Below are 23,512 nucleotides of genomic sequence, written 5' to 3' on the forward strand. Positions count from 1 at the left end.
TTCAGGACGGCGCCGCCGGCAACGGCAGCGCCGTCTTGTAGCGCACCTGCTTGAGCGCGAAGCTCGAGCGGATCTTCTCGATGCCCGCAATGGGCGTCAGCTGCTCGAGGATGAACTTCTCGAGCGCCGCGATGTCGGCCACGGCGACCCGGATCAGGTAGTCGCTGTCGCCGGTCATCAGGTAGCACTCCATCACCTCGTCATGCTCGGCGATGCGCTGCTCGAAGTCGGCCAGCGACTGCTTGCTCTGCGTGCGAAGGCTGATCGAGATGAACACGTTGAGCCCGAGCCCCAGCGCCGCCGCACTGGCCAGCGCCACGTAGCGCTGGATCACGCCCGCCGCCTCCAGCGCCTTCACCCGCGCCAGGCACGGCGAGGGCGACAGGTGCACGCGGCGCGCGAGCTCCACGTTGGACAGCGCGCCGTCGCGCTGGAGTTCGTCGAGGATGCGCAGGTCGATCGTGTCCAGCTGCATGAAATGCCTTGAAATTTCCAAGATGCAGCATCTTATGCCGCGACAAAGGCGTGGATGCTGCCTGAACGGCAGCTCATTCCGCCTATCACGGCCTAAAGTGCGGTTTATGAATGCCCCGATTTCCACCGACCAGCTGCGTGCGCTGCTCGACACGCCCCTGAACGATCCCGACTCGGCCGAAACCACGGAATGGCGCGAGGCCTTTACCGCGCTGGCCGAAACGCACGGGCCCGAGCGCGCGCGATGGATGCTGGACGAGCTGGCGCGCATCGCCCGCACCCGCCGCATCGGCTGGCAGCCCGAGCTGGCCACGCCTTACGTCAACACCATCGCGGTCGAGCAGCAGCCGGCGTTCCCGGGCGACCTCGCGATCGAGGAGCGGCTGGCCTCGCTGATGCGCTGGAACGCGCTCGCCATGGTGGTGCGCGCCAACCAGGCCTATGGCGAGCTGGGCGGCCATATCGCGAGCTATGCCAGCGCGGCGGATTTGTTCGAGACCGGCTTCAATCACTTCTTCCATGCGCGCACCGAGCCGCGAAGGGCCGCCCCGAGCGGCGAGAGCCCCTCTCGGGGGGGCAGCGACCCACACGAAGTGGGGGAGCGTGGGGGGCAAGATGGGCATCGCGGCGACCTCGTGTTCTTCCAGCCGCACAGCGCGCCGGGCGTCTATGCGCGCGCCTACCTCGAGGGCCGGCTCACCGAGGAAGACCTCCAGCACTACCGCCAGGAGCTGAGCGCGCCGGCTTTCGCAGGCGGCAGCGGCGCGCGCGGCCTCAGCAGCTACCCGCACCCCTACCTCATGCCGGACTTCTGGCAGTTCCCCACCGGCTCGATGGGCATCGGGCCCATCAGCTCCATCTACCACGCGCGCTTCATGCGCTATCTCACCCATCGCCATCTCCTGGACTGCGAAGGCCGCAAGGTCTGGGGCGTGTTCGGCGACGGCGAGATGGACGAGCCCGAATCGATGAGCGCGCTCACGCTGGCCGCGCGCGAGAAGCTCGACAACCTCGTGTGGGTGGTCAACTGCAACCTGCAGCGCCTCGACGGTCCGGTGCGCGGCAACGGCCGCATCATCGACGAGCTGGAGAAGCTCTTCGCCGGCGCCGGCTGGAACGTGATCAAGCTGGTCTGGGGCAGCGACTGGGACGGCCTGTTCGCGCGCGATACCGGCGGCGCGCTGGTGCGCGCCTTCGCCAACACGGTCGACGGCCAGATGCAGACCTTCGCCGCCAAGGACGGCCGCTACAACCGCGACACCTTCTTCGGCCAGAACGAGCAGCTGGCGCGCCTGGTCGAGGGCCTGACCGACGAGCAGATCGACCGCCTCAAGCGCGGCGGCCACGACCTGGTGAAGATCCACGCCGCCTACGCGGCCGCCGCCGCGCACCGCGGCCAGCCCACCGTGATCCTGGCCCACACCAAGAAGGGCTACGGCATGGGCACCGCGGGCCAGGGCAAGATGACCACGCATTCGCAGAAGAAGCTGGGCGAGACCGACCTCATCGAATTCCGCAACCGCTTCAGCTTGCCGCTCACCGACGAGCAGGCCGCGCAGGCCGCCTTCTACAAGCCGGCCGAGGACAGCCCCGAGATGCGTTACCTGAAGGACAGGCGCGCCGCGCTCGGCGGCAGCATGCCGCGGCGCGAGACGGCGTGCGACCCGGTCGCCAAGCCCGACATCGCGGCCTATGCGCAGTTCGCGGTGGCCGCCGCCGGCAAGGAGATGAGCACCACCATGGCCTTCGTGCGCATGCTGGGCAACCTGATGAAGGACGCGGCGCTCGGACCGCGCATCGTGCCCATCGTGGCCGACGAGGCACGCACCTTCGGCATGGCCAACCTCTTCAAGCAGGTCGGCATCTATTCGAGCGTGGGACAGCGCTATGCGCCGGAGGACATCGGCTCGGTGCTCTCGTACCGCGAGGCGACCGATGGCCAGATCCTCGAGGAGGGCATCAGCGAGGCCGGTGCCATCGCCAGCTGGACGGCCGCCGCCACCAGCTACAGCGTGCACGGGCTGGCGATGCTGCCCTTCTACATCTACTACTCGATGTTCGGCTTCCAGCGCGTGGGCGACCAGATCTGGGCCGCCGCCGACCAGCGGCCGCGCGGCTTCCTGCTGGGCGCCACCTCGGGGCGCACCACGCTGGGCGGCGAAGGGCTGCAGCACCAGGACGGCACCAGCCACCTGATCGCCGCCACCATCCCCAACTGCAAGGCCTACGACCCGGCCTTCGCGGGCGAGATGGCGGTGATCGTCGATGCCGGCATCCGCGAGATGATGGTCGAGCAGAAGGACGCCTTCTACTACGTCACGCTGATGAACGAGAACTATGCCCAGCCGGACCTGCCGCCGGGTGTGGAAGCCGACGTGCTGCGCGGGTGCTATCGCTTCCGGGCCGCCGCGGGAGAGGGCCGCAGGATCGCGCTGCTGGGGTCGGGCGCGATCCTGACCGAGGTGCTCAAGGCCGCGCAGCAGCTGGCCGGGGAAGGCATCGATGCCGAGGTCTTCAGCATCACCAGCTGGAGCGAACTTGCGCGCGACGGCCACGCCTGCGAGGCGCGCGCGCTGGCGGGCGAGGCCGAGCCGGGCCAGCCCTTCATCGCGCAGCAGCTCGCCGGCGGCAGCGGGCCGGTGATCGCCGCCACGGACTACGTGCGCGCCGTGCCCGAAAGCATCCGCGCCTTCCTTCCGGCGAATCGGCGCTATGTCACGCTGGGCACCGATGGCTTCGGGCGCAGCGACACGCGTGCGCAGCTGCGGCGCTTCTTCGGTGTCGATGCAGCGAGCATCGTGCGTGCGGCGCGGTACGCGCTCGGGTCATAGCGCTCTCGTCCAGACGGCCGCACTCCAGCCTCTCTGCTTGCGCTAGGTGGGCTTCGTCCTGGCCTGCACTTTCGTACGGGCGACGGGCGCTGCCGCGATCGGCGGAAAAGGCGGCAGCGGGCGGTACGCCACCTCCTTGGCCGCCGCGGCCTCCATCCCCAGCCCGCGCAGCACGCAGGTTGCCACCTCGCGGCCATGGTTCGGAGGCGCCAGTCCCAGGGCCACGCTGCGCATGGCTTGCGCGATGGTGCCGTTGATCAGGTCCATGGCCGCCGCCTCGCTGGGAATGCGGAAGGCCTTCTGCTTCACACCCAGGCGCAGGTCGGCCAGCACGTAGTCGCGGATCTCCAGCAGCAGCTCGGGCGCGGCGGCCGCCACGTCCAGCGTCATCAGCGCCCATTGCGGGCTCTGCTCGGCCAGCCAGATGTAGCGCTGATTGCCGATCGCCATGCGCTGCGCGCCCTCGGCAATGCCTTGCTGGCTGTCGTCGATGCGGCGGCACAGCGTGTCGGCCAGCAGCAGCGCCACCGCGCGCGCCACCTCTTCCTTCGTCTTGAAATGGTTGTAGACCGTGCCGGTGGTCATGCCGGCGACGGCCGCCAGCTCCTGCATGGTCGCGGCAGCGAAGCCGCGCGCGGTGAACACGCGGATCGCCGCCTGCACCAGCTGGACCCGCGTCCGCTCCCGTTTGGCCAGCCCGGGCTGCGGCCGCCACACGCTTTCGGCCAGGGCATCTGGCAAAAGTGGTATTGACGGGACTCCAAAACTCAAAGCATCATCCATTTTTATACACAGAGACCATTTTTACTCTAACCATCCACGAAAGCGAGTTTGCCATGTCCCCCGATCTACGTCTCGGCTACCTGGTCTTCGAAGCACGACGGCCCGCGCGATGGGCGAGCTTCTGCCAGCACATGCTCGGCCTGTCCGCGCCTCTGGCCAATGCCGACGGCAGCCGCGGCTGGCAGCTCGACGATGCCTCGCAGCGGCTGATCGTGCGGGAGGGCCCGGCCGACGACCTGGCGGCGCTGGGCCTCGAATGTGCCGACGAGGCCGCACTGGAGCGGGTGCTCGCGCGCCTGCGGCGAGGCGGCATCGCGGTCGAGGCGGCGGGCGCCGCATTGCGCGATGCCCGCCGCGTACAGCGCCTGCATCGCTGCATCGATCCCGCCGGCAACGCCGTCGAGCTGTTCACCGGGCTCGCCCGCGCCGCCGGACCCTTCTCCTCGGAGGCCTTCCCAGCGGGCTTCCGCACCGGCGACCTGGGCCTGGGCCATGCGGTGCTCGTGTCGCACGAGCTGGAGGCGATGGAATCCTTCTACGCCCTGCTGGGCTTCGGCGTGACCGAGCGGCTCGCCACGCGGGTCGGCCCGATCGACGTCCGCGGCGTGTTCCTGCACTGCAACCGCCGCCATCACTCCATTGCGCTGTTCGACATGCCGCTCGCCAAGCGCATCCACCATTTCATGCTGCAGGCCGAGCGCCTGAGCGACATCGGCGTCGCCTTCGAGCGGGCGCAGCGACACAGGGTGCCGCTGTCGCTGGCGCTGGGCCAGCATCCCGACCCGGACGGCACCTTCTCCTTCTACGGCGCCACGCCCTCGGGCTTCGACTTCGAGATCGGCGCCGGCACGCAGACCATCGACCCCGCGGGCTGGCAGACCCACCACACCGGCGTCACCAGCGCCTGGGGCCACAAGCCCAGCCTGCGCCTGCAGCTGAAGATGGCCGCCGGCCTGATCGTGCGCAAGGTCTCCGGTGCGCCGCGCCGCGCGAAGGAGCTGGCATGACGACGACAACCCGACGCTGGTTGAAACGCGGCGCGCTGGCGCTGTTCGTGGTGGTCGCGATCGCCGCCGCCCTGCTCTTCGCGGGTAACCAGCTTGCGCGCCACAAGATGCAGCGCAAACTGGACATCGCAGTCACGGCCGTGCCCTATCGCGAGGATGCGGCGGCTGTCGAGCGCGGCCGTTATCTCTTTGCCTCGCGCGGCTGTGTCGATTGCCATGGCGCCCAGGGCAACGGCCGCATGTTCCTCGACGACGGCAAGGGCATGCGCATCGCCGGCCCCAACATCAGCCCCGGCCCCGGCAGCGTGGTGGCCGGCTATGCACCCGAGGACTGGGTGCGCGCCATCCGCCACGGCGTCGCCCCAGGCGGCCGGCCGCTGATGGTGATGCCCAGCGAGGACTACAACCGCTTCACCGACGAGGACCTGGCCTCGCTGGTCGCCTACATCCGCCAGCTTCCGCCCGCGACCGGCGGCGCTGCTGTGGTCGACCTGCCGCTGCCCGTGCGCGCCTTCTACGGCTTCGGCCTCATGCACGATGCCGCCGCCAAGATCGACCACGCGTTGCCGCCTGCGCAGCCCGTCCCCGACGGCGTGAGCGTGGCGCACGGCGCGTATGTCGCAAACATGTGCCTGGGCTGCCACGGCGCCAGGCTCGCCGGCGGCAAGATCCCCGGCGCGCCGCCCGACTGGCCGCCTGCGGCCCGGCTCGTGCCGGGCGAAGACAACGCGATGACGCGCTACGCCGATGCCGACGCCTTCGCGCGCATGTTCAAGACCGGCAAGCGGCCCGACGGCACGCCGATCAAGGTCATGCCTTTCGGGTCGCTCGGGCAGATGAACGACACCGACGTTCGGGCGCTCTTCCTCTACCTGAAGGGCCTGCCGGCGGGTTGAGGCAGATTTCCTGCGACTTGTCGCCAAACGGCAAAGCGGCCCCCGCCCTTTCCTGTGCCGGGCGGGCACGTCCCGCCGGTTTCGATTCGATGATCGGCCCGCCGGCCCATCGCGGCCCGGCTGCGTAGCAATTTAAGAAAGCGCCCCGCTCCCCTGTCCCACCGAATCTGACAAATTGTCTCACCGCAAAAAGGATCGCTCAATAGCTCCATAAGATCAGCGGCCCCGAAATCCTCAAGAGAAATAATGAGAGCCCTGATCTTGTTCGCCGCCTTCATGTTGGGGATGGCAGGCTTTGCACATTCTGCAAATCTTTATCCCGATCAAGCTATTTACAAAGGCCAGACACTGTCTTCGGATGACGGCCGATACCGGCTGGTCATGCAAGGCGACGGTAATCTCGTGTATTACAGAACGTCCGACTGGTCTGCCAGATGGTGGACCTCCACGCACGCCAACGGCGGCCACTTGGCCGTCATGCAAGGAGACGGCAATTTTGTCGTCTACGACGCTGCCTGGAGGGCGGTGTGGCAAACGCGCACCAATGGTCATCCAGGGGCCTTCATTGCCGCACAAGATGACGGCAACCTGGTGGTCTATCAGAATGGGCAGGCGCTCTGGGATATTGGAGCTGACATTCAGGTGGAAGATCCGAAATATCAAGGCGATGCAGTGGGCCGCAGTATAGAAAGCAACATGCCGTACTCAGCGCTGGGACACATTGGACTTTATGACGGTGCGGGTGGCGTTTATGAAGTTCTGAATGACGGGAAAACGAACGCCGTCGCATTCAACACACTCGAAAATTTCAAGCAAAGATCCTACAACGGATACTGGGGCGGCGCCTCCCCCAAGATTCCGGAATTCTTTGGTCGCGGATGCTTCAATGACTACTGTGGCACCAATAGCTACCAAACCGTACATGCAAGATGGGCGATGGTGTTACGCGCCTTTCAAATTCTGGCAATCGGTGCAGAATATACATATTTTGCCGGCTCAACCAAGACAGCGTACCCCAAGACGCCAAATTCTCCCTCTGAGCAAGGGCGCTATCGCTGCGACACCTATCTGCTGGATATTTACAAAGCTCTGTATCTCAATCCAACAAATGCCCAGGGTTATTACATCAATGTGCTGGCGCCGGAAAACGCATCCATATGGCGCTGGCTTACGTTCACGGGGGGAGATCTGCAGTCCCTGGTCACTCCCTTGACCATTTTCGAAAAATTGAAGAACTACAAGGGCTGAAGCAGCATGGCAAGAACATTCTGGGTCCTGGTTCCAGTCGCCATCCTGACGGCTGCATTTACGCTTTATCGCGCTGAAGTGCCGTCTGGCGCGTCCTCTCTATCTCCTACGGAAGAAAATGGCAAGCCAGATGCCTCGCAAAGGAGCGACGGCGCTGCCGGGTACAAGGCCAAAGTCGCCATTGCCTCCGCGAGGACGAACGAACAAAATCCGCTGCTTCACTACAGACCACACCCAGGACTGGAAGGCCGGAGGGCACTGGAGGAAATTGACGTCAAAGGCGTTCCCGCTACTGCTCAATCCGTGAGCCTCGCCCGCGCGCTCTTGCAGAGCGGAACTTTGAGCTCAGACGAAAAAATTCCGATGATCAGGATATTGGCCAGCCTCTATAACCGGGAAAATACAACAGGCGCCAACGATGACATCGCTCTCGATTTGAAAACCTTGGCAGCAGACCCCGACAAGAAGGTAGCTGGACAGGCAGCTGTCAAATATGCTCGAAGAGTCGAGTATCAGCCCGGAACTGAGCTTGTATTGAAAAACGCGCTCGAAAATGGGGCCCTCGATACCGATGCATATTTTCAGGAGTTGGCCCATCTGATCCCCAGTGCGCCCCTGGGGAAGAAAAAAGAATATCTCGCTGAAATCCGCTCGGCCGGCAGCTTGATCGGCCGCGATGTGCTGGTCATGGCCCTCAACAGCGGCGAGGAATTCAACGCCGTGTCGTTCCTCAAGTCATCAGAAGACATGGCTGAGTTGCTGCGCACAACGGAGCCGGAGTTTGGTCCCCGGGTCGGCTTCGGCCTCGGGGGTTCGGTTCGCTACACAGAATGGCCGCGCGCGAGCGCCGCGATCGAAAGCCACAAGACCGGGCGCGGCATGGACGAAGTCATCGTTGCGAGACTAAGCCAACCGAACACCGATGAACGCAAGATCATGAGCTTCCTGCTTTCACCGCAGGCGGGCCCCATGCTGGCGGCTGCCACGCCTGATTCGCCCGTTCAGAAGCTCGTCGCCATTTCGCAGGTCTACGCCTCACAACTCCCTGGCAATGCGGACATGGCCGCCATGGTCCAGGCGATCAGGGCGCAGATGAAGAACCCGCCACCTCTACCTCCGCCCGGGGTTGCCATGACGCACACGGGCCCAATAATCGGACCGAGCCCCGCCCCTCCGGGGTATCCCGTGTACGTCCCTCCACCGCGGCGATAGCCCCATCCTCTGGAAGCGCAATGCCCAGATTCACTGCTTGGCGGAGCGCCTCGTGCCCCTACGATCTCTCATCCGATTGATCGCCAATAGAGGAACATGATGAGCAACGAACTGCGCAGGAAGCTGCACGAGCTGCAGGAACTCTCGAACACGGCGCCCGACCCGGCTACGCGCGCCATCATCGAAGCGGTACGGCTTCAGACCGCGGTGCTCAACGAGCGCCTGTTCGCCGTCGAGCTGCATTTGGCGGAGCTGCTCAAGCGCGCCGGGGCCCAGCCCCTGCCCTGAGCATCCGCCTCGATCAATGGGCGGCGGCGTTTCGCTTGCGCGTGGCAGCCGCCTTCTTGGCCGAGGCCGAGCGCTGCGCGGCGGTGCGGCCCGCGGAGGCGGCGCCACCCTTGTGGCCGCCCTTGCGCGAGGGCGCATGGTTCTCCGCCTTGCCGCGGCCGGAGCCGCTCTTCTTGCCGCCGCCGGTCTCCGCGTTCACCGTGGCCCACGCGCGGCGTTCGGCTTCCTTCTCGCCAAGGCCGCGCTTCTCATAGCCTTCCTCGATGTGCTCGGCCTGACGTTTCTGCTTGTCCGTATAGGACGATTTGTCACCTCTGGGCATGGTCACTCCTTGAAGATGCGTTGAGGCCCCGCATGCTGCGCCGGCGCGCAGGCACTCGGGTAGGAACGCCGATGCACTGCGCGTCAGCGCCCTCCGTCGTGTGCACGTGCCGATGCAATTTCCGGATCGCGCAGCTCACCGCTTGCTGTCGCGCGCCATGCGCTTCGCTTCCTCGAGCTGGGCCGCGTCGGTGCCGATATCCGGGATGCCCGGCTGGCCGGTCCCGTCGTACAGCCGACGTCCCATGCGGCTGCCGTGCAAGGGGTCGTCCTGGCCCAGCGCACGGTTCTGTTCGATGTTGCGGCCCGAGGCATCGCCGCGATCGCCGAGCCGGGCTTCGTGCTCGCCCAGTGGGCCGGGCGGGGCGGGTTGTTCGGTCTTGGTGTCGGTCATGGAGTCTCCTTTCAATTCGATGCGATGAAGCAGCCGATGCGATGAAGCTCAAGCTGTAATTCAGGCTGCCGCCTGCGAATCGCGCCTGACGCAGTCCGGCACTCCCCGGCGGCGTAGGCCAATTCGCGCGCGCGGCCGCGGGACGAATGTCGGCAGGGCCTTGGCGCCGCTTCCTACAGCACCGTGCAGCCCAGGGTCCTAGCTTGGATTTCCACGATCACGAGGAGGCCTCATGGGCACGACATCGACCGAACCCTTCCCCTTCCCGACCTCGGAGAAGCACGACGCGCCACCCGAGCAGCACAAGCCGGTGGCCGAGGAGCCCAGCGAAGAGGCGCTGGACAACGGCGTCGAGGAATCCTTCCCGGCCAGCGACCCGGTGTCCGTCACCGTGGACAAGGTCATCACGCCGAAGCAGGAAGGCGCAAAGGACGACGCGAAGCGCTGAAGAGCGGCTGCACCCGCCACCAGGCGGGCAGCAGCGCGCGGATGTCCTCGCGCGCAAAGCGATCGTCCAGCAGGTAGAGCACGCCCGAGTCCTGTTCGGTGCGTATGACTCGCCCGGCTGCCTGCACCACCTTCTGCAGCCCCGGGTAGACATAGGTGTAGGCGTAGCCCTCGCCGAACAGCGCCTGCATGCGTTCACGCATGCGCTCGTTGGCCGGGTTGTGCTGCGGCAGGCCCAGGCTGGCCACGAAGGCGCCGACCAGCCGGTCGCCTGGCAGGTCGATGCCCTCGCCGAAGGCCCCGCCCAACACTGCGAAACCGACCCCCCGCCCGCCTGGCGCGAAGCGCGCCAGGAACGCCTCGCGCTCGGCCTCGCGCATGCCCCGGGCCTGGGCCCAGGCGGGCACCTCGGGATGGCGCGCGGCCAGGGCCTCGAAGGCGCTGGACAGGTAGTCGAAGCTGCTGAAGAACGCGAGATAGTTGCCGGGTTGCTGCGTGTACTGCGCGGCGATGAGGCCGACCAGGCGTTGCAGCGAACCGGCGCGGTCGCGAAAGCGGGTCGAGACATCCATCGCGATGCGCACCGTCAGCTGCTCGCTGCGAAAGGGCGAGCCCACGTCCAGCGTGGCGGTGTCGTCGGGCAGGCCGAGCATGTCGCGGTAGAAGGAAAAGGGCGCCAACGTCCCGGAGAAGCAGGCGCTGCTGAGGCTGCCGGCGAAGCGGCCGCGCAGGAAGGGCGCGGGCACCAGGTTGCGGATCGCCAGCGCCTCGCCGCCGCCGTCTTCTTCCAGCGTGGACTCGAAGACGGAGTGCTCGCCGAAGGAATCCGCCAGCCGCGCGAACTGCACCAGGTCGAAGAAGCACTGCTGCAGCGCGCCTTGTGCCTCCTGGGGCTGCGCGGCAAAGTGGTCGCCCATCGTGACCACCGTTTCCTGCAGCGCACGTGCCAAGGCGGGCGGAATGGTGTCCGAGGCGCGGTAGGGCTCCACTTGCGTCTGCTGGTGCCGCCGCCACTCGCGCTGCAGCTTGCCCAGCGCCTTCTTGACGAGCGGGGGCGCCTGGCGGCGAACCGCGCCCAGGGCCGCCGCATGGAGACGAGCGCTGTACATGCCGCGCGCCCGGTCCAGCAGGTTGTGCGCCTCGTCCACCAGGAGCGCGGCGCGCCAGCCTTCCTCCTGGCCCAGCGCCCACAGGAAGGCGCTGCCGTCGAAATAGTAGTTGTAGTCGCCGACGATGGCGTCGCACCAGCGCGCCAGTTCCTGCGCGAGGAAATAGGGGCAGACCGCATGCGCCAGCGCGATGCGCCGCAGCTCGGCGCGATCCAGCCAGCCCGCACCCACGGCCTCCGCGCGCGCGGCCGGCAGGCGGTCGTAGAAGCCGCGCGCCAGCGGGCAGGAGTCGCCGTGGCAGCTCTTGTCCGGGTGCTCGCAGACCTTCTCGCGCGCAGCCAGCTCCAGCACGCGCAGCGGGCGGCCGGCCTCGCCGCCCAGCAGGCGCAGGCCCTCCAGCGCAATCGCCCGGCCCGAGGTCTTGGCCGTGAGGAAGATGAACTTGTCGATGCGCTGCCTGGCCCCCGCCTTGAGCAGCGGGAAGAGGGTGGCAACCGTCTTGCCGATGCCGGTGGGCGCCTGTGCCAGCAGGCAGCGTTCGGCGACGGCGGTGCGGTAGACCGCCTGCGCCAATTCGCGCTGGCCGGGCCGGAAGCCCGCATGCGGGAAGGCCAGTGCGTCCATGGCCACATCGCGCGCGGCGCGATGCGCGGCTTCCTGCTCGGCCCAGGCGAGGTAGCGACGGCACAGCGCCTCGAAGTGCTCGCGCAGGGCCTGGCGCGTCATGGCCTCGGCGATCGCGTGCTCTTCGTCCGAGCCCAGGTCCAGGTAGACCAGCGCCACCTCGAGGCTTTCCAGGCCGCGCGCCTCGCACAGCATCCATGCGTAGCAGCGTGCCTGGGCCCAGTGCAGCGCGCGGTGGTTCGCGCGGATGGCCTCGAAGTCGCCGCGGAAGGTCTTGATCTCCTCCAGCCGGCGGCCCTGCGGATCGTAGCCATCGGCCCGGCCGCGCACCCGCAGGCGCCCGAAGCGCGCCGCGAGGCCCAGCTCGCTTTCGTATGCCGCGCCACGCCGCCCCTGCACCAGCCGATGGCCTGCCACGCCCTCCTGCGCGCTGGGCACCGGCACGAAGCGCAGGTCCAGGTCACCGGCCCGCGCGGCGAAGGCGCACAGGGCCTTGACCGAGACCACGAGCTCGGCGTCGGGCACCGGCTCGACGGCTGGCGGGGAGGAAGGAACGGTCGTCATGCGGCAATCTGGATGAATATACAGTGGCCCGCGCGCCAAGCCCCTACAGCCGTCCTCGCGCAGCACGGACACGCCATGCCCCCGCGGGTTCCTAGCCTGAAAGTCGCTTGGACCTTCCTGAAGGAGCTTCCCCATGGAGAACACCGACGGCAACGGCGCGGGCAACGCCGCGGCGCACTACCTGCAGGCGCACGGGCTGGTGCTGGTGACGGCCGAATCCTGCACCGCGGGACTGATCGCCTCGCGCCTGGCCTCGGCACCGGGCGCGGGCCAGGTGCTGGAGTCGGCCTTCGTGGTCTACGACCCCAAGGCGAAGCACCGCTGCCTGGGCGTGAAGAAGGCGACGCTGGAACGCTTCAACCTCACCAGCGAACCCGTGGCGGTGGAGATGGCGCGCGGCGCCCTCTCGCACAGCGACGCCAACCTGGCGATCGCCAACACCGGCGTGGCCGACGACACCGACGCCGCCGTTCCGGCCGGCACGCAGTGTTTCGCCTGGGCGTTCCGCGACGGCAGCCGCACGCAGATCTTCACCGAGACGAAGCGCTTTCCCGGCGAACGCAACGAGATCCGCGAAGCCGCGGCAGACTACGCGCTGCAGCGCATTGCCCACTACCACCGGCGCTTCAAGGCGTGACGCCGCAGCGGTCGGCTCAGCTTACCGAGACGAAGAGCAGCGCCAGCGAGGCCGCCGTCATCGCGGCGGTGGCGAGCCAACCCAGCACCTTCCACTTGAGAGGCAGCACCATCGGCCCCATCACCTTGGGGCTGCTGGCCGCGACCATCACGGCCACCATCACGGGCACCGCGATCACGCCGTTGATCACCGCCGACCAGTACAACGCCGAGATCGGGTTGATGCCCGAGAGCCCGATGGCCAGGCCGAGGATCATCGCTGCAGCCAGGATGCCGTAAAAGCTGCGGCCCTCGGCCAGCGACAGGTCCAGGCCCCTGCGCACTCGGAAGTAGCAGGCCACCGCGTCCGCGGCCGAGCCCGCGAGCACGGGCAGGGCCAACAGGCCCGTGCCGATGATGCCGAGTGCAAACAGCAGGAAGGCTGCCTCGCCCGCGATGGGGCGCAATGCCTGGGCGGCCTGTTCGGTGGTCTCGATGTCGGTGATGCCGTTGGCGTGCAGCGTGGCCGCGGTGGCGACGATCATGAAGAAGGCCACCAGGTTGGAGAAGCCCATGCCCACCGCGGTGTCGATGCGCAGCCTTCGCAGCTCGCGACGCGCCTGCTCGGGCGCCACGCGCAGGGGCTGGTCGCGCGGCACGCGCTTGATCTCCTCGACCTCCTGCGCCGCCTGCCAGAAGAAGAGGTAGGGGCTGATGGTGGTGCCCAGGATCGCGACCACGGTGGTCACATACGCCTTGTTCCATTCGAAGGAAGGCAAGAAGGTGCCCTTCAGCGCGGCGGGCCAGTCCACGTCCACCGCGAAGACCACCGCCACGTAGGCGAAGAGCGAGAGCGTGAGCCACTTGAGCACGCGCACATAGCGCCGGTAGGGCAGGAAGACCTGCAGCAGCAGCGACACCAGCCCGAAGCCCACCACATACCAGGCGGCGCGGCCCGGCAGCACCAGCGCGGCGGCAGCCCCCATCGCATTGAGGTCGGCACCGAGGTTGATGACATTGGCGGCCAGCAGCAGCAGCACCAGCGCGGCCACCAGCCAGCGCGGGCAGAAGTGTGCGAAGTTCGCGGTCAGGCTCCTGCCGGTGACGCGCCCGATGCGCGCGCTGGCGAGCTGGATGCCCACCATCAGCGGGTAGGTGAAGAGCAGCATCCAGCCCGCGCCGTAGCCCAGCTGCGCGCCGGCCTGCGAATAGGTGGCGATGCCGCTCGGGTCGTCATCGGCGGCGCCGGTGATGAGCCCTGGTCCCAGCCGCGTCCACCAACGTTGCCGGCTTTCGCTTGCACTGGGAGCGGCGCTGAGGGGAGGGGTGCTCATGGCGGGGGGCGAAACTGCTGAGTTCAGCTGACGGCGCAAGGTCGCCGGACGGAGGGCCAGGCCGGATAGGCGCCGGCCGCATCCCGCTGTGGGACGTCATCGAGTCTGCGCGGGCGATGCGGCATCGGACGACATGAGGCCTCCGGGGGGCTGTCTACGGTGGTTGCATTCCCTTCATCCAGCAGGAGCCTTTCCATGCCTTCCACCCAGGACACTTCGTCGGACACCAGCGAGACCGCCGAGCAGCAGCGCAAGGTGCAGCGCGAACAGGACGCCAAGGACCGCAAGTCCGGCGAAGCCAAGCCCAGCAAGAAGGCGGTGCAGGCCGGCCACCGACCCGAGCCCGAGAACCCGATGCCCGCCCAGCACCTCGAGAAGCCCGGCATCGAGGCCGAGATGGACCTGCAACCGCGCTTCCAGGCCTCCGGCTACCTCGGCAGCGGCAAGCTCGACGGCATGGTGGCGCTGGTGACCGGCGGCGACTCCGGAATCGGACGCGCAGTGGCGTTGCTCTACGCGCGCGAAGGCGCGGACGTGGCCATCGTCTACCTCGAGGACGAGCAGGTCGATGCCGAGGAAACAAGGCGGTGCATCCATGAAGAGGGCCGCCACTGCGTGCTGATCCCCGGCGACGTGCGCGATCCGGAGTTCTGCCGACGCGCGGTGAAGGAAACGCTCGAGGCCTTCGGCAAGCTCGACATCCTGGTCAACAACGCCGCCTTCCAGCTGCACGCGGCCAACATCGAGGACATCAGCGACGAGCGGCTGGACCTCACCTTCAAGACCAACATCTACGGCTATTTCCAGATGGCACGCGCCGCCGTGCCGCACCTGCCCCGCGGCGGCTCGATCATCAACACCGGGTCCGTCACCGGGCTGGAGGGCAGCGCGCACCTGCTCGACTATTCGACCACCAAGGGCGCAATCCACGCCTTCACGAAGTCGCTGGCCAGCAACCTGCTCGACAAGGGCATCCGCGTGAACGCGGTGGCGCCGGGCCCGGTGTGGACGCCGCTCAATCCCGCGGACCGTTCGGCCGACGAGGTGCAGAACTTCGGCAAGCAGACCGACATGAAGCGGCCGGCCCAGCCGGAAGAGCTGTCGCCGGCCTACGTGTTCCTGGCGGCGCCCGCGTGCGCGAGCTACATCACGGGCATCGTGCTGCCGATCACCGGGAGCGTCGGGGCGGTATAACGGCGCGGCGGCGTCCGGCCTTGCGCTGGCGCCGCGCCCAGTGCTCGGCCAGCACGTTGCCGAGGGTGAGCGCCCCCAGCAGCAGCACCTGTCGCAGCAGCGTGGCGCTCGCGCGGTCCACCCGGCGATCGATCTCCTCCTGCGTGCGCGCCGTGCGGCCGATGGCCGAGTAGTCCGGCGCTGCCTGGGCGAGCGCCGGCCGCAGTTCCGCGCCATCCACGCGGTCCGTCCCCGCCTCCGCTTCAGCCGCCGCGACCTTCGTGGCCTGGACCGCCTTCGTGCCCGACGTCGAGCCCTGCGAGTTGGCGTAGACCTTGGTGAACTCGGCCCCCAGCAGGAAGATCTGCACCGCGTAGTACACCCACGCCACCAGCAGCACCAGCGAGCCCGCCGCGGCAAAGGACTCGTTGACGCCGCTCTTGCCCAGGTACAGCCCGATGCCCAGCTTGCCGAGCTCGAAGAGGACCGCCGTCACCAGGGCACCGATCCAGACGTCCCGCCACGCAATACGCGCCGTCGGCATCAGCTTGTAGATCATCGCGAACAGCAGCGTGACGATGCCCAGCGAGATCAGCATGTTGAGTGCGTGCAGCAGCACTTCCCAGCCTGGCAGCAGCCCGCCGAACCAGTTGCCGAAGGCCGACAGTCCGGCGCTCACCACCAGCGACACCATCAGCAGGAAAGCCAGGCCCAGGATCAGCCCGAAGGACAGCAGCCGCGCGCGCAGTACCGCCCATAGGCCGGAGGGCTTCTCGCGCTCGGGGACGTGCCAGATGCGGTCGAGCGCGCTCTGCAGCTCTGCGAACACGGTCGTGGCGCCGACCAGCAGCACCACAGCGCTGATCAGGCCCGCGATCAGGCCCTTGTCGGGCTCGCTCACGCTGCGCAGCATCGCCTCGACCGCGGTCGCGCCCTCGCGCCCCACCAGGCCGGAAATCTGCTCGACGATGCGGCCCTGCGCTGCCTCGCGTCCGAACAGCGCACCCGCGATCGCGATCACGATCACCAGCAGCGGAGTGAGCGAGAAGATCGTGTAGTACGAGATCGCGGCGCCCATGCTCGGCGCGTAGTCGTCGACCCAGGCAGAGACGGACTGTCGGCAAAGGGCGTACAGGTGCTTGAGGTTCATGGCGGCGGGCCTCGCGGTTGGTGGGCTCAATGTCTTCCATGCCGCTGCCGGCGCCATGCGGCAAGCTTGCAAGATCGAGTAGGCGCCCGCCCATCCGCGCGTCAGCGCGTCGGCTTCGCGCCGCCAGCCCATGCGCGCACCAGCGTGTCGTACACCAGCCGCACGCGCGCGGGCACGGGCGCGCGCTGCGCGCGCCACACGTGCACGGGCCACGGCTCGGGCGCCTCGGCATCGAGCACCGAGACCAGCTGCCCGGTCTGCAGCCAGGGCTGCGCCAGCGGCGCCACCAGCTGCCCGAAGCCCAGGCCGGCCAGCACGGCGGTGCATTCGGCATCGGTGTCGTCGGTGACGAAGGCCGGCGCGGATACCGGCATCTGGCGCTTGCGGCTGAAGGCCCAGTACCAGGGCCGGCCCGACCTGGGATCGATCAAGGCCGTGAGGGGCAGGCGCTGGAGGTCCTCGATGCTGCGCGGTACGCCAGTGCGGGCTATGAGCGCCGGCGCCGCCACCACCATCAGCGCCATGCGCTCCACCGTGCGGGCCACGAAGCGGCTGTCGGGCTGGCGGCCCACGCGCACGCCGATGTCGATGTGCTGGTCGACCACGTCGGCCATCTCCTCCGACAGCCGAAGGTCCAGCAGCAGGCCGGGATGGCCGGCCAGCACCGGTGCCAGCAGCTGCGGAATCCAGCGGCGGCCGAACACGCTGGGCACCGTCACCCGCACCGTGCCCGCGTGCTGCGAGAGCGCGCGCCGGTCGGTGCGATGGAAGAGCGCATCCACGCCGCCCACCGCGGTGCGCGCCCGCTCGACCAGGGCGCGCCCGAAATCGGTGAGCTGCACCCCGCGGGTGCTGCGGTGGAACAGCGGCTCGCCCAGCTCCTCCTCCAGCTCGCGCACCGCGCGCGTCACCACCTGCGGCGAGACCGACAGGCGGATCGCCGCTTCGCGGAAGTTGGCCGCGTCCGCGGCGGTGCAGAAGATGCGCAGGGCTTCGAGGCGGTTGGACATGGCGGACGACTTTCACGGAATGGCCGTTCCGAAATCAGGAATTCAGAACGCGCCGAAGTTTCATTTACGGGAACGTTTGGATTTTCCACACTGACGTCACTCCTCCTCAACCCTTCGAAAGGAAGCTTCCATGACATCCGTTCAAGACAACATTCGCGGCAAGGTCGCCATCGTCACCGGCGCCAGCAGCGGGCTCGGCGAATCGACCGCGCGCCACCTGGCCGCGCGCGGCGCCAAGGTGGTGCTGGCGGCGCGGCGCACCGACCGGCTCGAGCAGCTGGTCGCCGAGATCCGCGAAGCCGGCGGCGAGGCCATCGCGGTCGCCACCGACGTGGCGAAACGCGCCGACCTCGAGAAGCTGGCGGAGGCCGCCGTCGAAGCCTTCGGCCGCATCGACGTGCTGGTCAACAACGCCGGCGTGATGCCGCTGTCGCCGCTGGGGAAGCTCAAGGTCGACGAGTGGGACCGCACCATCGACGTCAACATCAAGGGCGTGCTCTACGGCATCGCCGCCGTGCTGCCGCGCATGCAGGCGCAGGGCAGCGGCCACATCGTCAACGTCGCATCGATCGCGGGACTGAAGGTATTCACGCCCATCGGCACCGTGTACAGCGCCACCAAGTTTGCGGTGCGGGCGATCTCCGAGGGTTTGCGCGTGGAGGTGGGCAACAGCGGCGTGCGCGTGACCATCGTGTCGCCCGGCGCGGTGGAGTCCGAGCTGAAGTTCGGCACCACCGATGCGGAGACGGCCGCCGGCGTGCAGGCCTTCTACGAAGCGAGCCAGATCCCCGCCGATTCCGTGGCACGCGCGGTGGTGTATGCGGTCGAGCAGCCCGCGGACGTCGACATCAACGAAGTGGTGCTGCGGCCGGTGTCTCAGGACTTCTGAGCGCCTGCAGGCGGCACCGGGGCAGCGCGGGCGCTCAGTAGCTTGCCGGCCTGCGCCGCCGCACCGCCCACCAACCCGCGAGCGCCGCCGCGCCGAGCGCGGTGGCCGCGATGCCCCAGGTCGCGGCGGTGCGATGGCTCGGCCGCGAGGCCATGAAGCCGCCATCGATCGCGTGTCCGCGCGAGGGCGCGAACAGGTTGCCCTCGGTCTGCGGCCGAGGTTCGGCGCGTTCCAGCGCGCGCTCGGTCACCCACCGCATCAGCCGCCCCATCAGGTTCGGCGCCAGCGCATGGGCCCAGATGCCAGGCCGCGCCCCGAGGCCGATGTAGGTCGAGGCGCGCGGCCTCCGGCTCAGCGACAGCAGGACGTCGGCCACGCGCCGCGGATCGACCAGGCCCGGCGGTGGGCTCAGCCGGTGGCCGCTGTAGTTCGCGCCGTGCGTAACGCCGGGCGTATCGACGAAGGTGGGGTAGACATCACACACATGCACCTGCGGCAGCTGCGCCACTTCGGCGCGCAGCGCCTCGGAGAAGCCGCGCAGCCCGAACTTGCTGGCGCTGTACGCCGCGGCATAGGGCGACGACACCCAGCCGCCGAGCGAGATCATGTTGATCAGCGTTCCGCAGCCGCGGGCCCGGAAGTGGGGCAGCACGGCATGGGCGCCGTTCATGTGGCCCAGCAGGTTGGCCTCGACCACGCGCCGGTGCGCGTCGATGGGCGTCTGGTGGAACAGGCCGATGGCGCCCACCCCGACATTGTTGATCCACACGTCGATCTGGCCGAAGCGCTCCAGGGCCGCGTCGGCCAGCCGCTTGACCGCCGCCGCGTCGGTGACGTCGGTGGGCTGCACCAGCACGCGCGCGCCGGCCTCGCTGCATTCGGCGGCGACGACCTCGAGCGCTTCGCGCTCGCGCGCCGCAAGCACCAGGTCGGCGCCTTCGCCGGCAAAGGCGATTGCGGCCGCGCGCCCGATGCCGCTGGAGGCGCCGGTGAGGACGACGACCGGAGACAGCTTGTACGAGGCGCTCGGTGATGGGAAAGCAGGGGAAGAGGACGAGGAAGACATTGGGAGGCTCCGCTGTACGAGACGCGAGTTGCTTCCCTTATCCGGTCGTGTCGGCGCACGCGTCGTGGGAGCCGGCTCCGTCGCCGTGTGGGCGATCGATGACAAGCCCGACCTGACCGAGAATCCCGCTTCCGACAGTCAAGCCCCACTTCCGACCATGAAAATCCAGAAAGACACCGTCGTGACCCTGCGCTACAAGGTCGCCGACGCCACCACGAGCAAGCTGATCGAGGAAAGCCGCGACCCGATGGTCTACCTCCATGGCGGCTACAACAACACCTTCCCCAAGATCGAGGCCGCGCTGGAGGGCAAGGAAGCGGGCTTCCAGGCCACGCTGCACCTGGCGCCCAGCGATGCCTTCGGCGAGCGCGACGAGTCGCTGCTGCGCACCATCCCGAAGGCGGACTTTCCGCCCGGCGTCAAGGTCGGCGGCCAGCTCGAGGGCCGCAACGACCAAGGCGAACCGCAGGTGTTCAACGTGGTGAAGATCAAGGGCCCGCAGGTGATCCTCGACGCCAATCATCCGCTCGCGGGCAAGTCACTCAAGTTCAGCCTGAGCGTGACCGGCGTGCGCGCGGCGACGCAGGAAGAGATTGCGCATCGCCATGTGCATGGCGAGCACGGCCATCATCACTGAGCGCGGACCCGACTGTCCGTGCACTGGAGCCACAAATAGCGCACCGCAAGGATCGCAGCCATCACGCCGCATCCTCCCCCTCGACCTGCGGCCGGCCCAGTGCCAAGAAGGCCTTCGACCTGTCCTGCGGCCAGAGCTTGACAAGGTCTGTCAGGCGCTTGGCGTCGCCTGCAGGCGCGTCGGCCTTCGCGGGGAGGTCGGTCGCGATGCCGGTTTCCCACGCTTCCGCCTGGGTGGGCTGCTTGGTTGAAGGCGGCACGATGGTCGGATCGGAATCCGGGGGCGGGGTGGCGATGGGCATTTCGGGTGACTCCTTGCGTCACTGCAAGGTAGCCCCCGGTTGCGCGGCCCCTGTGTAGGAAGGCGCCCTGGGCCAGGCGGGGCGCCGTCCCGGCTTCGTGTCAGACCCACCAGCACCCGGCGGCCAGCGCGGCGGCCAGGGCGATCAGGCTGGTGTTCTCGACGGCACGCCAGATGACCTGCGGCACGTCGCCGCCACCCGGCACATTGGCCGCGGCCATGACCGAGAAGGTGCAGACGCCCAGTGCGTAATAACCCATCACGGCCAGGAAGGGGATGGCGAAGCGCCTCACCGGGCCTGGCGTCTGGCGCGGCGCCCGGACCGACGTGGGCAGCTGCAGCGGCAGCGGCAAGGGCTGGGTGCACATGGTTCGGGTGGGGACGCCGCCCTTTCCGTGACGGCGGTCCTGGTGGCGCTGCTGAAATGGCTGCTGGTCCATGTTGTTCTGCTCGTGGAGGCGAGGCTCGCGACGGTCTCTCTCGCCGCGGCCTGCGATGTCGAAGGGCTTGCAAGCCCGTGGCCGGAATTGTGGGCCCGCCCGGCCGCCGCCCATTGAGCGAACAGGACGGCAATCGCCATGCAGATCGTTGCGTTGGCGAGGCGACAGCGTCCTGCGCCCGGCACTTCACCCCGCCGGGACTGCCCCCACCTGCGGTGAACCATGCCCGGTCGCTTCGATCGGATCAGAATGAATGTCTGTCGCACAGGAAAGAACATCATGAGCGCCGCCGGCCCCATCGTCCGCCTCGAAGCCCTCGGCTTCCCCTGGAAGACCATCGATCCCTTCCTGTTCTGCGCCTACCACGACGACGCCTACCCGCGCGCCAACGCGCAGATGGGGCCCGAAGCCTCGCTGGCCGGGCGCGATCTCGGCCAGGACTTCAGCCGCAAGGACGGCTGGAGCATGTACCACGGTAACGCGGTGCCGGGGTTCCCGGGCCATCCGCATCGCGGCTTCGAGACGGTGACCATCGTGCGCAAGGGCCTCATCGACCATTCCGATTCGCTGGGCGCGACCGCGCGCTTCGGCGGCGGCGACGTGCAATGGCTCACCGCCGGCCGCGGCATCGTGCACGCGGAGATGTTCCCGCTGCTGGACCGGGCCGGGCCCAATCCGCTGGAGCTGTTCCAGATCTGGCTCAACCTGCCGGCGCGCAGCAAGATGGCGCAGCCGCACTTCACCATGTTCTGGGCCGAGGACATCCCGCGCTTCACCGCGATGGATGGCGAGGGCCGCTCGACCGAGGTGGCCAGCGTCGCCGGGCGCATCCCGCCGATCGATGGTGCGCCGGGCGCCGGGGGGCCGCTGACGCCGCCGCCCGATTCGTGGGCCGCGCAGCCCGATGCCGACGTGGCCATCTGGACCCTGAAGATGGAGCCCCATGCCTGCTGGGTGCTGCCCGCCGCGACGGGCCAGGGCACGCGGCGCAGCCTGTACTTCTTCAAGGGCCGCTCGGTCAGCGTGGCGGGCCAGAAGGTCGACCACCATGCCGCGATCGAGCTGCGCGCGGATGCCCGGGTGGAGCTCATCAATGGCGACGAGGAAAGCGAGTTCCTGGTGCTGCAGGGCCGGCCGATCGGCGAACCGGTGGCGCAGTACGGTCCCTTCGTGATGAACACGCAGGCCGAGATTGCGCAAGCCATGGCCGACTACCGCCGCACCCAGTTCGGCGGCTGGCCCTGGGCCGACATGGCGCCGGTGCATGGGCACGATCCGGCGCGCTTTGCACGGCATCCGGATGGGAGCGAGGAACGGCCCGAGCTGCCGGCGGGCGCGCTCGCCCGCGGCTAGGGCAACTCAGCCGCAGCCGGCGGGCGGCTGTACGAACCAGCGGCCACCCGCGCCCTGGTGCAGCGCCACCCTCGTGAAGAAGTAGTCCCAGGCGAAGCCGATGTCGCGCATGTCGCCGGTGCTGATGGCGCGCATGCCGAACAACCCGCCGTAGGTGGCGCGGCCGGCGCCGACGTGGGCGCCCGGCGCGGCGACCACGCTGGTGCAGCTAGGTGGCGGAGGCGGAGGCGGAGGCGGTGGTGGCGGGCTGGTGGTGTCGGCCGCATGACGCGAGAAGAAGTCCCACACGATGTCCGGATAGCTCGGCCCGCGCTGCAGCGCCCACTTGCCATCGCGGCCCGCCTGCCCGCCGATCCAGTAGTGGCCGTGGTCGGTGTCGGCGGGATCGGGCGTGGCGGCCGGCCCGTTGTAGAACACCGTCTCCACCAGCGAGCGGCTGCCGGGCTGCGCATCGACGGTGTAGAAACTCTGCTGGCAGCCGTAGTCCGGCCCGTTGACAGGCGTGCAGGGTCGCTGCTGTGCCAGCGCCTCGGCCGGCGTGTCGCGCGCCGCGCCGCCGTTGAGCTGCAGCTGCGCATCGCGCAGGTTGCGGCCGGCAGGCTGGATCACGGTGCAGTCCTGGTTGTTCTGCAACACCAGCAGCGGGATCGGGTCGCTCGCATTGCGCTCGCGCCGCATGTCCGCCACCACCTGGTTCACCGCGTGGAAGCTCGCGTTGCCGGGGCAGCCCGAGAAGGACACCGAGGCCGCGTCCTCGCCATAGGGCAGGCCCGAGGCGCTGGCCGCCGCGGCGAAATACTCGTTGTGCGTGACCGAGAGCACCACCGCCATCGCCGCGCCCGAGGACAGCCCGGTCACGTAGCGCCGCCGCGGGTCGATGCCGAAGCGCGCCTCCACCTGCCGCCCGATCTGGTGCAGGTCCTCGGGCTCGCCGCGGCCCTGGTGGCGGTGCTGGTCGAGCCAGAAGCCCCAGCAGTTGGTGTTGCGCAGGCCGTCGTAGCTGGTGATGAAGGGGGCGACCAGGATGAAGCCGAAACGATCGGCTGCGGCGGTGAGGCCCCAGTCGCGCAGCACGTCGTCGTGCGTCTGCTGGCAGCCATGCAGCGCCATCACCATCGGCGCCGGGGTGACGAGGCCATCCGGCACGTAGACCTTGTACTGGCGCTCGCGCGAGCCGGAATAGCTTTGCGGGGACAGGGTGAAGGCGCTGGTGGTGCCGGCCTGGGCGGGCCATGCGCTCGCCAGCACGAGCAGCCCGAGCAGGGCGATGGCGACGCAGCGCGTCAGCGTAGAGGCCATGGTGCACCGTCCTTTGGGCATGGGGGGCACCGATCTTGGCGTGAGCCC

24 protein-coding genes are annotated in these 23,512 nt (G+C 68.4%); 12 read left to right on the forward strand and 12 right to left on the reverse strand.

Features of this window, described 5'->3' with window-relative positions:
* Window position 1: 1 nt before the first annotated feature.
* Window positions 2-475, reverse strand: coding sequence for an Lrp/AsnC family transcriptional regulator (locus E5P3_RS29545; RefSeq protein WP_162589209.1), 474 nt, complete (start codon window positions 473-475; stop codon window positions 2-4).
* A 106-nt stretch (window positions 476-581) separates the two neighbouring features.
* Here E5P3_RS29545 and aceE point away from each other — a divergent pair, with 106 nt between their 5' ends.
* Window positions 582-3,305: a pyruvate dehydrogenase (acetyl-transferring), homodimeric type gene (gene aceE / locus E5P3_RS29550; protein WP_162589210.1), complete on the forward strand. Its 2,724-nt coding sequence runs from the start codon at window positions 582-584 to the stop codon at window positions 3,303-3,305.
* Window positions 3,306-3,347: 42 nt separating this feature from the next.
* On the opposite strand, the gene E5P3_RS29555 is transcribed toward aceE, so the two are convergent.
* Complete coding sequence (locus tag E5P3_RS29555) at window positions 3,348-4,046, reverse strand: TetR/AcrR family transcriptional regulator (protein WP_162589211.1); 699 nt, start codon at window positions 4,044-4,046, stop codon at window positions 3,348-3,350.
* A gap of 95 nt (window positions 4,047-4,141) precedes the next feature.
* On the opposite strand from E5P3_RS29555, the gene E5P3_RS29560 reads away from it, so the two are divergent.
* The 5 genes from E5P3_RS29560 (at window position 4,142) to E5P3_RS29580 (ending at window position 8,739) form a co-directional block, all read left to right on the forward strand.
* Window positions 4,142-5,095, forward strand: a complete 954-nt coding sequence (locus E5P3_RS29560) for a VOC family protein (RefSeq protein WP_162589212.1) — start codon at window positions 4,142-4,144, stop codon at window positions 5,093-5,095.
* Entirely contained in the window at window positions 5,092-5,991 is a 900-nt protein-coding gene (locus E5P3_RS29565; protein WP_162589213.1) for a c-type cytochrome, read from the forward strand. The genes E5P3_RS29560 and E5P3_RS29565 overlap by 4 nt, the downstream gene beginning before the upstream one ends.
* Window positions 5,992-6,237: 246 nt before the next feature.
* A complete protein-coding gene (locus E5P3_RS29570; protein ID WP_162589214.1) occupies window positions 6,238-7,239 on the forward strand; it encodes a hypothetical protein in 1,002 nt (333 codons plus the stop codon).
* 6 nt (window positions 7,240-7,245) lie between these two features.
* Window positions 7,246-8,451, forward strand: coding sequence for a hypothetical protein (locus E5P3_RS29575; protein WP_162589215.1), 1,206 nt, complete (start codon window positions 7,246-7,248; stop codon window positions 8,449-8,451).
* 99 nt (window positions 8,452-8,550) lie between these two features.
* A complete protein-coding gene (locus E5P3_RS29580) occupies window positions 8,551-8,739 on the forward strand; it encodes a hypothetical protein (protein ID WP_162589216.1) in 189 nt (62 codons plus the stop codon).
* 13 nt (window positions 8,740-8,752) lie between these two features.
* Here E5P3_RS29580 and E5P3_RS29585 read toward each other — a convergent pair whose 3' ends face one another.
* Both E5P3_RS29585 and E5P3_RS29590 read right to left on the reverse strand, forming a co-directional pair.
* Window positions 8,753-9,061 carry a plasmid stabilization protein gene (locus E5P3_RS29585; RefSeq protein ID WP_162589217.1) on the reverse strand — a complete coding sequence of 103 codons (309 nt, stop codon included), beginning with the start codon at window positions 9,059-9,061 and terminating at the stop codon, window positions 8,753-8,755.
* A gap of 135 nt (window positions 9,062-9,196) precedes the next feature.
* Window positions 9,197-9,454, reverse strand: a complete 258-nt coding sequence (locus E5P3_RS29590; protein ID WP_162589218.1) for a hypothetical protein — start codon at window positions 9,452-9,454, stop codon at window positions 9,197-9,199.
* A 232-nt stretch (window positions 9,455-9,686) separates the two neighbouring features.
* Between E5P3_RS29590 and E5P3_RS29595 the strand changes: the two genes are divergently transcribed.
* Window positions 9,687-9,902 (forward strand): hypothetical protein, encoded by a 216-nt coding sequence (locus tag E5P3_RS29595; protein ID WP_162589219.1) that lies wholly within the window; start codon window positions 9,687-9,689, stop codon window positions 9,900-9,902.
* On the opposite strand, the gene E5P3_RS29600 is transcribed toward E5P3_RS29595, so the two are convergent.
* A complete protein-coding gene (locus E5P3_RS29600; protein ID WP_162589220.1) occupies window positions 9,859-12,198 on the reverse strand; it encodes an ATP-dependent DNA helicase in 2,340 nt (779 codons plus the stop codon). The genes E5P3_RS29595 and E5P3_RS29600 overlap by 44 nt on opposite strands.
* Before the next feature lie 133 nt (window positions 12,199-12,331).
* Here E5P3_RS29600 and E5P3_RS29605 point away from each other — a divergent pair, with 133 nt between their 5' ends.
* Entirely contained in the window at window positions 12,332-12,835 is a 504-nt protein-coding gene (locus E5P3_RS29605) for a CinA family protein (protein ID WP_162589221.1), read from the forward strand.
* A gap of 16 nt (window positions 12,836-12,851) precedes the next feature.
* On the opposite strand, the gene E5P3_RS29610 is transcribed toward E5P3_RS29605, so the two are convergent.
* Window positions 12,852-14,147, reverse strand: a complete 1,296-nt coding sequence (locus E5P3_RS29610; RefSeq protein ID WP_162589222.1) for an Nramp family divalent metal transporter — start codon at window positions 14,145-14,147, stop codon at window positions 12,852-12,854.
* Between the two features lie 195 nt (window positions 14,148-14,342).
* Here E5P3_RS29610 and E5P3_RS29615 point away from each other — a divergent pair, with 195 nt between their 5' ends.
* Complete coding sequence (locus E5P3_RS29615; protein ID WP_162589223.1) at window positions 14,343-15,341, forward strand: SDR family oxidoreductase; 999 nt, start codon at window positions 14,343-14,345, stop codon at window positions 15,339-15,341.
* On the opposite strand, the gene E5P3_RS29620 is transcribed toward E5P3_RS29615, so the two are convergent.
* Together E5P3_RS29620 and E5P3_RS29625 are read right to left on the reverse strand one after the other, a co-directional pair.
* Complete coding sequence (locus tag E5P3_RS29620; protein ID WP_162589224.1) at window positions 15,316-16,470, reverse strand: YihY/virulence factor BrkB family protein; 1,155 nt, start codon at window positions 16,468-16,470, stop codon at window positions 15,316-15,318. The two genes, E5P3_RS29615 and E5P3_RS29620, sit on opposite strands and share 26 nt — an antisense overlap.
* A 101-nt stretch (window positions 16,471-16,571) precedes the next feature.
* Window positions 16,572-17,480: a LysR family transcriptional regulator gene (locus tag E5P3_RS29625; RefSeq protein ID WP_162589225.1), complete on the reverse strand. Its 909-nt coding sequence runs from the start codon at window positions 17,478-17,480 to the stop codon at window positions 16,572-16,574.
* Between the two features lie 130 nt (window positions 17,481-17,610).
* Here E5P3_RS29625 and E5P3_RS29630 point away from each other — a divergent pair, with 130 nt between their 5' ends.
* The gene (locus tag E5P3_RS29630; protein WP_162589226.1) at window positions 17,611-18,369 is read left to right on the forward strand and encodes an SDR family oxidoreductase; all 759 of its coding nucleotides are present in this window, start codon (window positions 17,611-17,613) and stop codon (window positions 18,367-18,369) included.
* Window positions 18,370-18,403: 34 nt separating this feature from the next.
* Here the strand turns inward: E5P3_RS29630 and E5P3_RS29635 are convergent, their stop codons facing one another.
* Complete coding sequence (locus E5P3_RS29635) at window positions 18,404-19,435, reverse strand: SDR family oxidoreductase (RefSeq protein ID WP_162589227.1); 1,032 nt, start codon at window positions 19,433-19,435, stop codon at window positions 18,404-18,406.
* Between the two features lie 157 nt (window positions 19,436-19,592).
* Between E5P3_RS29635 and E5P3_RS29640 the strand changes: the two genes are divergently transcribed.
* A complete protein-coding gene (locus E5P3_RS29640) occupies window positions 19,593-20,072 on the forward strand; it encodes an FKBP-type peptidyl-prolyl cis-trans isomerase (RefSeq protein ID WP_162589228.1) in 480 nt (159 codons plus the stop codon).
* A 61-nt stretch (window positions 20,073-20,133) separates the two neighbouring features.
* Here E5P3_RS29640 and E5P3_RS29645 read toward each other — a convergent pair whose 3' ends face one another.
* Together E5P3_RS29645 and E5P3_RS29650 are read right to left on the reverse strand one after the other, a co-directional pair.
* Window positions 20,134-20,373, reverse strand: a complete 240-nt coding sequence (locus E5P3_RS29645) for a hypothetical protein (RefSeq protein ID WP_162589229.1) — start codon at window positions 20,371-20,373, stop codon at window positions 20,134-20,136.
* A 100-nt stretch (window positions 20,374-20,473) separates the two neighbouring features.
* Entirely contained in the window at window positions 20,474-20,812 is a 339-nt protein-coding gene (locus E5P3_RS29650) for a hypothetical protein (RefSeq protein ID WP_162589230.1), read from the reverse strand.
* Between the two features lie 279 nt (window positions 20,813-21,091).
* Here E5P3_RS29650 and E5P3_RS29655 point away from each other — a divergent pair, with 279 nt between their 5' ends.
* Window positions 21,092-22,165 carry a pirin family protein gene (locus E5P3_RS29655; protein WP_162589231.1) on the forward strand — a complete coding sequence of 358 codons (1,074 nt, stop codon included), beginning with the start codon at window positions 21,092-21,094 and terminating at the stop codon, window positions 22,163-22,165.
* Window positions 22,166-22,171: 6 nt separating this feature from the next.
* Here the strand turns inward: E5P3_RS29655 and E5P3_RS29660 are convergent, their stop codons facing one another.
* Window positions 22,172-23,464: an extracellular catalytic domain type 1 short-chain-length polyhydroxyalkanoate depolymerase gene (locus E5P3_RS29660; RefSeq protein WP_197893995.1), complete on the reverse strand. Its 1,293-nt coding sequence runs from the start codon at window positions 23,462-23,464 to the stop codon at window positions 22,172-22,174.
* Between the last annotated feature and the right edge of the window lie 48 nt (window positions 23,465-23,512).

Source organism: Variovorax sp. RA8 (assembly GCF_901827175.1).
Classification (GTDB): Bacteria; Pseudomonadota; Gammaproteobacteria; order Burkholderiales; family Burkholderiaceae_C; genus Variovorax.

Coding starts and splice junctions, on each gene's coding strand:
- aceE (WP_162589210.1), top strand. CDS start 582: ATGAATGCCCCGATTTCCACCGACCAGCTGCGTGCGCTGCTCGACACG.
- E5P3_RS29595 (WP_162589219.1), top strand. CDS start 9,687: ATGGGCACGACATCGACCGAACCCTTCCCCTTCCCGACCTCGGAGAAG.
- E5P3_RS29565 (WP_162589213.1), top strand. CDS start 5,092: ATGACGACGACAACCCGACGCTGGTTGAAACGCGGCGCGCTGGCGCTG.
- E5P3_RS29610 (WP_162589222.1), bottom strand. CDS start 14,147: ATGAGCACCCCTCCCCTCAGCGCCGCTCCCAGTGCAAGCGAAAGCCGG.
- E5P3_RS29575 (WP_162589215.1), top strand. CDS start 7,246: ATGGCAAGAACATTCTGGGTCCTGGTTCCAGTCGCCATCCTGACGGCT.
- E5P3_RS29570 (WP_162589214.1), top strand. CDS start 6,238: ATGAGAGCCCTGATCTTGTTCGCCGCCTTCATGTTGGGGATGGCAGGC.
- E5P3_RS29655 (WP_162589231.1), top strand. CDS start 21,092: ATGAGCGCCGCCGGCCCCATCGTCCGCCTCGAAGCCCTCGGCTTCCCC.
- E5P3_RS29590 (WP_162589218.1), bottom strand. CDS start 9,454: ATGACCGACACCAAGACCGAACAACCCGCCCCGCCCGGCCCACTGGGC.
- E5P3_RS29620 (WP_162589224.1), bottom strand. CDS start 16,470: ATGAACCTCAAGCACCTGTACGCCCTTTGCCGACAGTCCGTCTCTGCC.
- E5P3_RS29600 (WP_162589220.1), bottom strand. CDS start 12,198: ATGACGACCGTTCCTTCCTCCCCGCCAGCCGTCGAGCCGGTGCCCGAC.
- E5P3_RS29645 (WP_162589229.1), bottom strand. CDS start 20,373: ATGCCCATCGCCACCCCGCCCCCGGATTCCGATCCGACCATCGTGCCG.
- E5P3_RS29630 (WP_162589226.1), top strand. CDS start 17,611: ATGACATCCGTTCAAGACAACATTCGCGGCAAGGTCGCCATCGTCACC.
- E5P3_RS29615 (WP_162589223.1), top strand. CDS start 14,343: ATGCCTTCCACCCAGGACACTTCGTCGGACACCAGCGAGACCGCCGAG.
- E5P3_RS29635 (WP_162589227.1), bottom strand. CDS start 19,435: ATGTCTTCCTCGTCCTCTTCCCCTGCTTTCCCATCACCGAGCGCCTCG.
- E5P3_RS29625 (WP_162589225.1), bottom strand. CDS start 17,480: ATGTCCAACCGCCTCGAAGCCCTGCGCATCTTCTGCACCGCCGCGGAC.
- E5P3_RS29650 (WP_162589230.1), bottom strand. CDS start 20,812: ATGGACCAGCAGCCATTTCAGCAGCGCCACCAGGACCGCCGTCACGGA.
- E5P3_RS29580 (WP_162589216.1), top strand. CDS start 8,551: ATGAGCAACGAACTGCGCAGGAAGCTGCACGAGCTGCAGGAACTCTCG.
- E5P3_RS29660 (WP_197893995.1), bottom strand. CDS start 23,464: ATGGCCTCTACGCTGACGCGCTGCGTCGCCATCGCCCTGCTCGGGCTG.
- E5P3_RS29585 (WP_162589217.1), bottom strand. CDS start 9,061: ATGCCCAGAGGTGACAAATCGTCCTATACGGACAAGCAGAAACGTCAG.
- E5P3_RS29640 (WP_162589228.1), top strand. CDS start 19,593: ATGAAAATCCAGAAAGACACCGTCGTGACCCTGCGCTACAAGGTCGCC.
- E5P3_RS29560 (WP_162589212.1), top strand. CDS start 4,142: ATGTCCCCCGATCTACGTCTCGGCTACCTGGTCTTCGAAGCACGACGG.
- E5P3_RS29605 (WP_162589221.1), top strand. CDS start 12,332: ATGGAGAACACCGACGGCAACGGCGCGGGCAACGCCGCGGCGCACTAC.
- E5P3_RS29545 (WP_162589209.1), bottom strand. CDS start 475: ATGCAGCTGGACACGATCGACCTGCGCATCCTCGACGAACTCCAGCGC.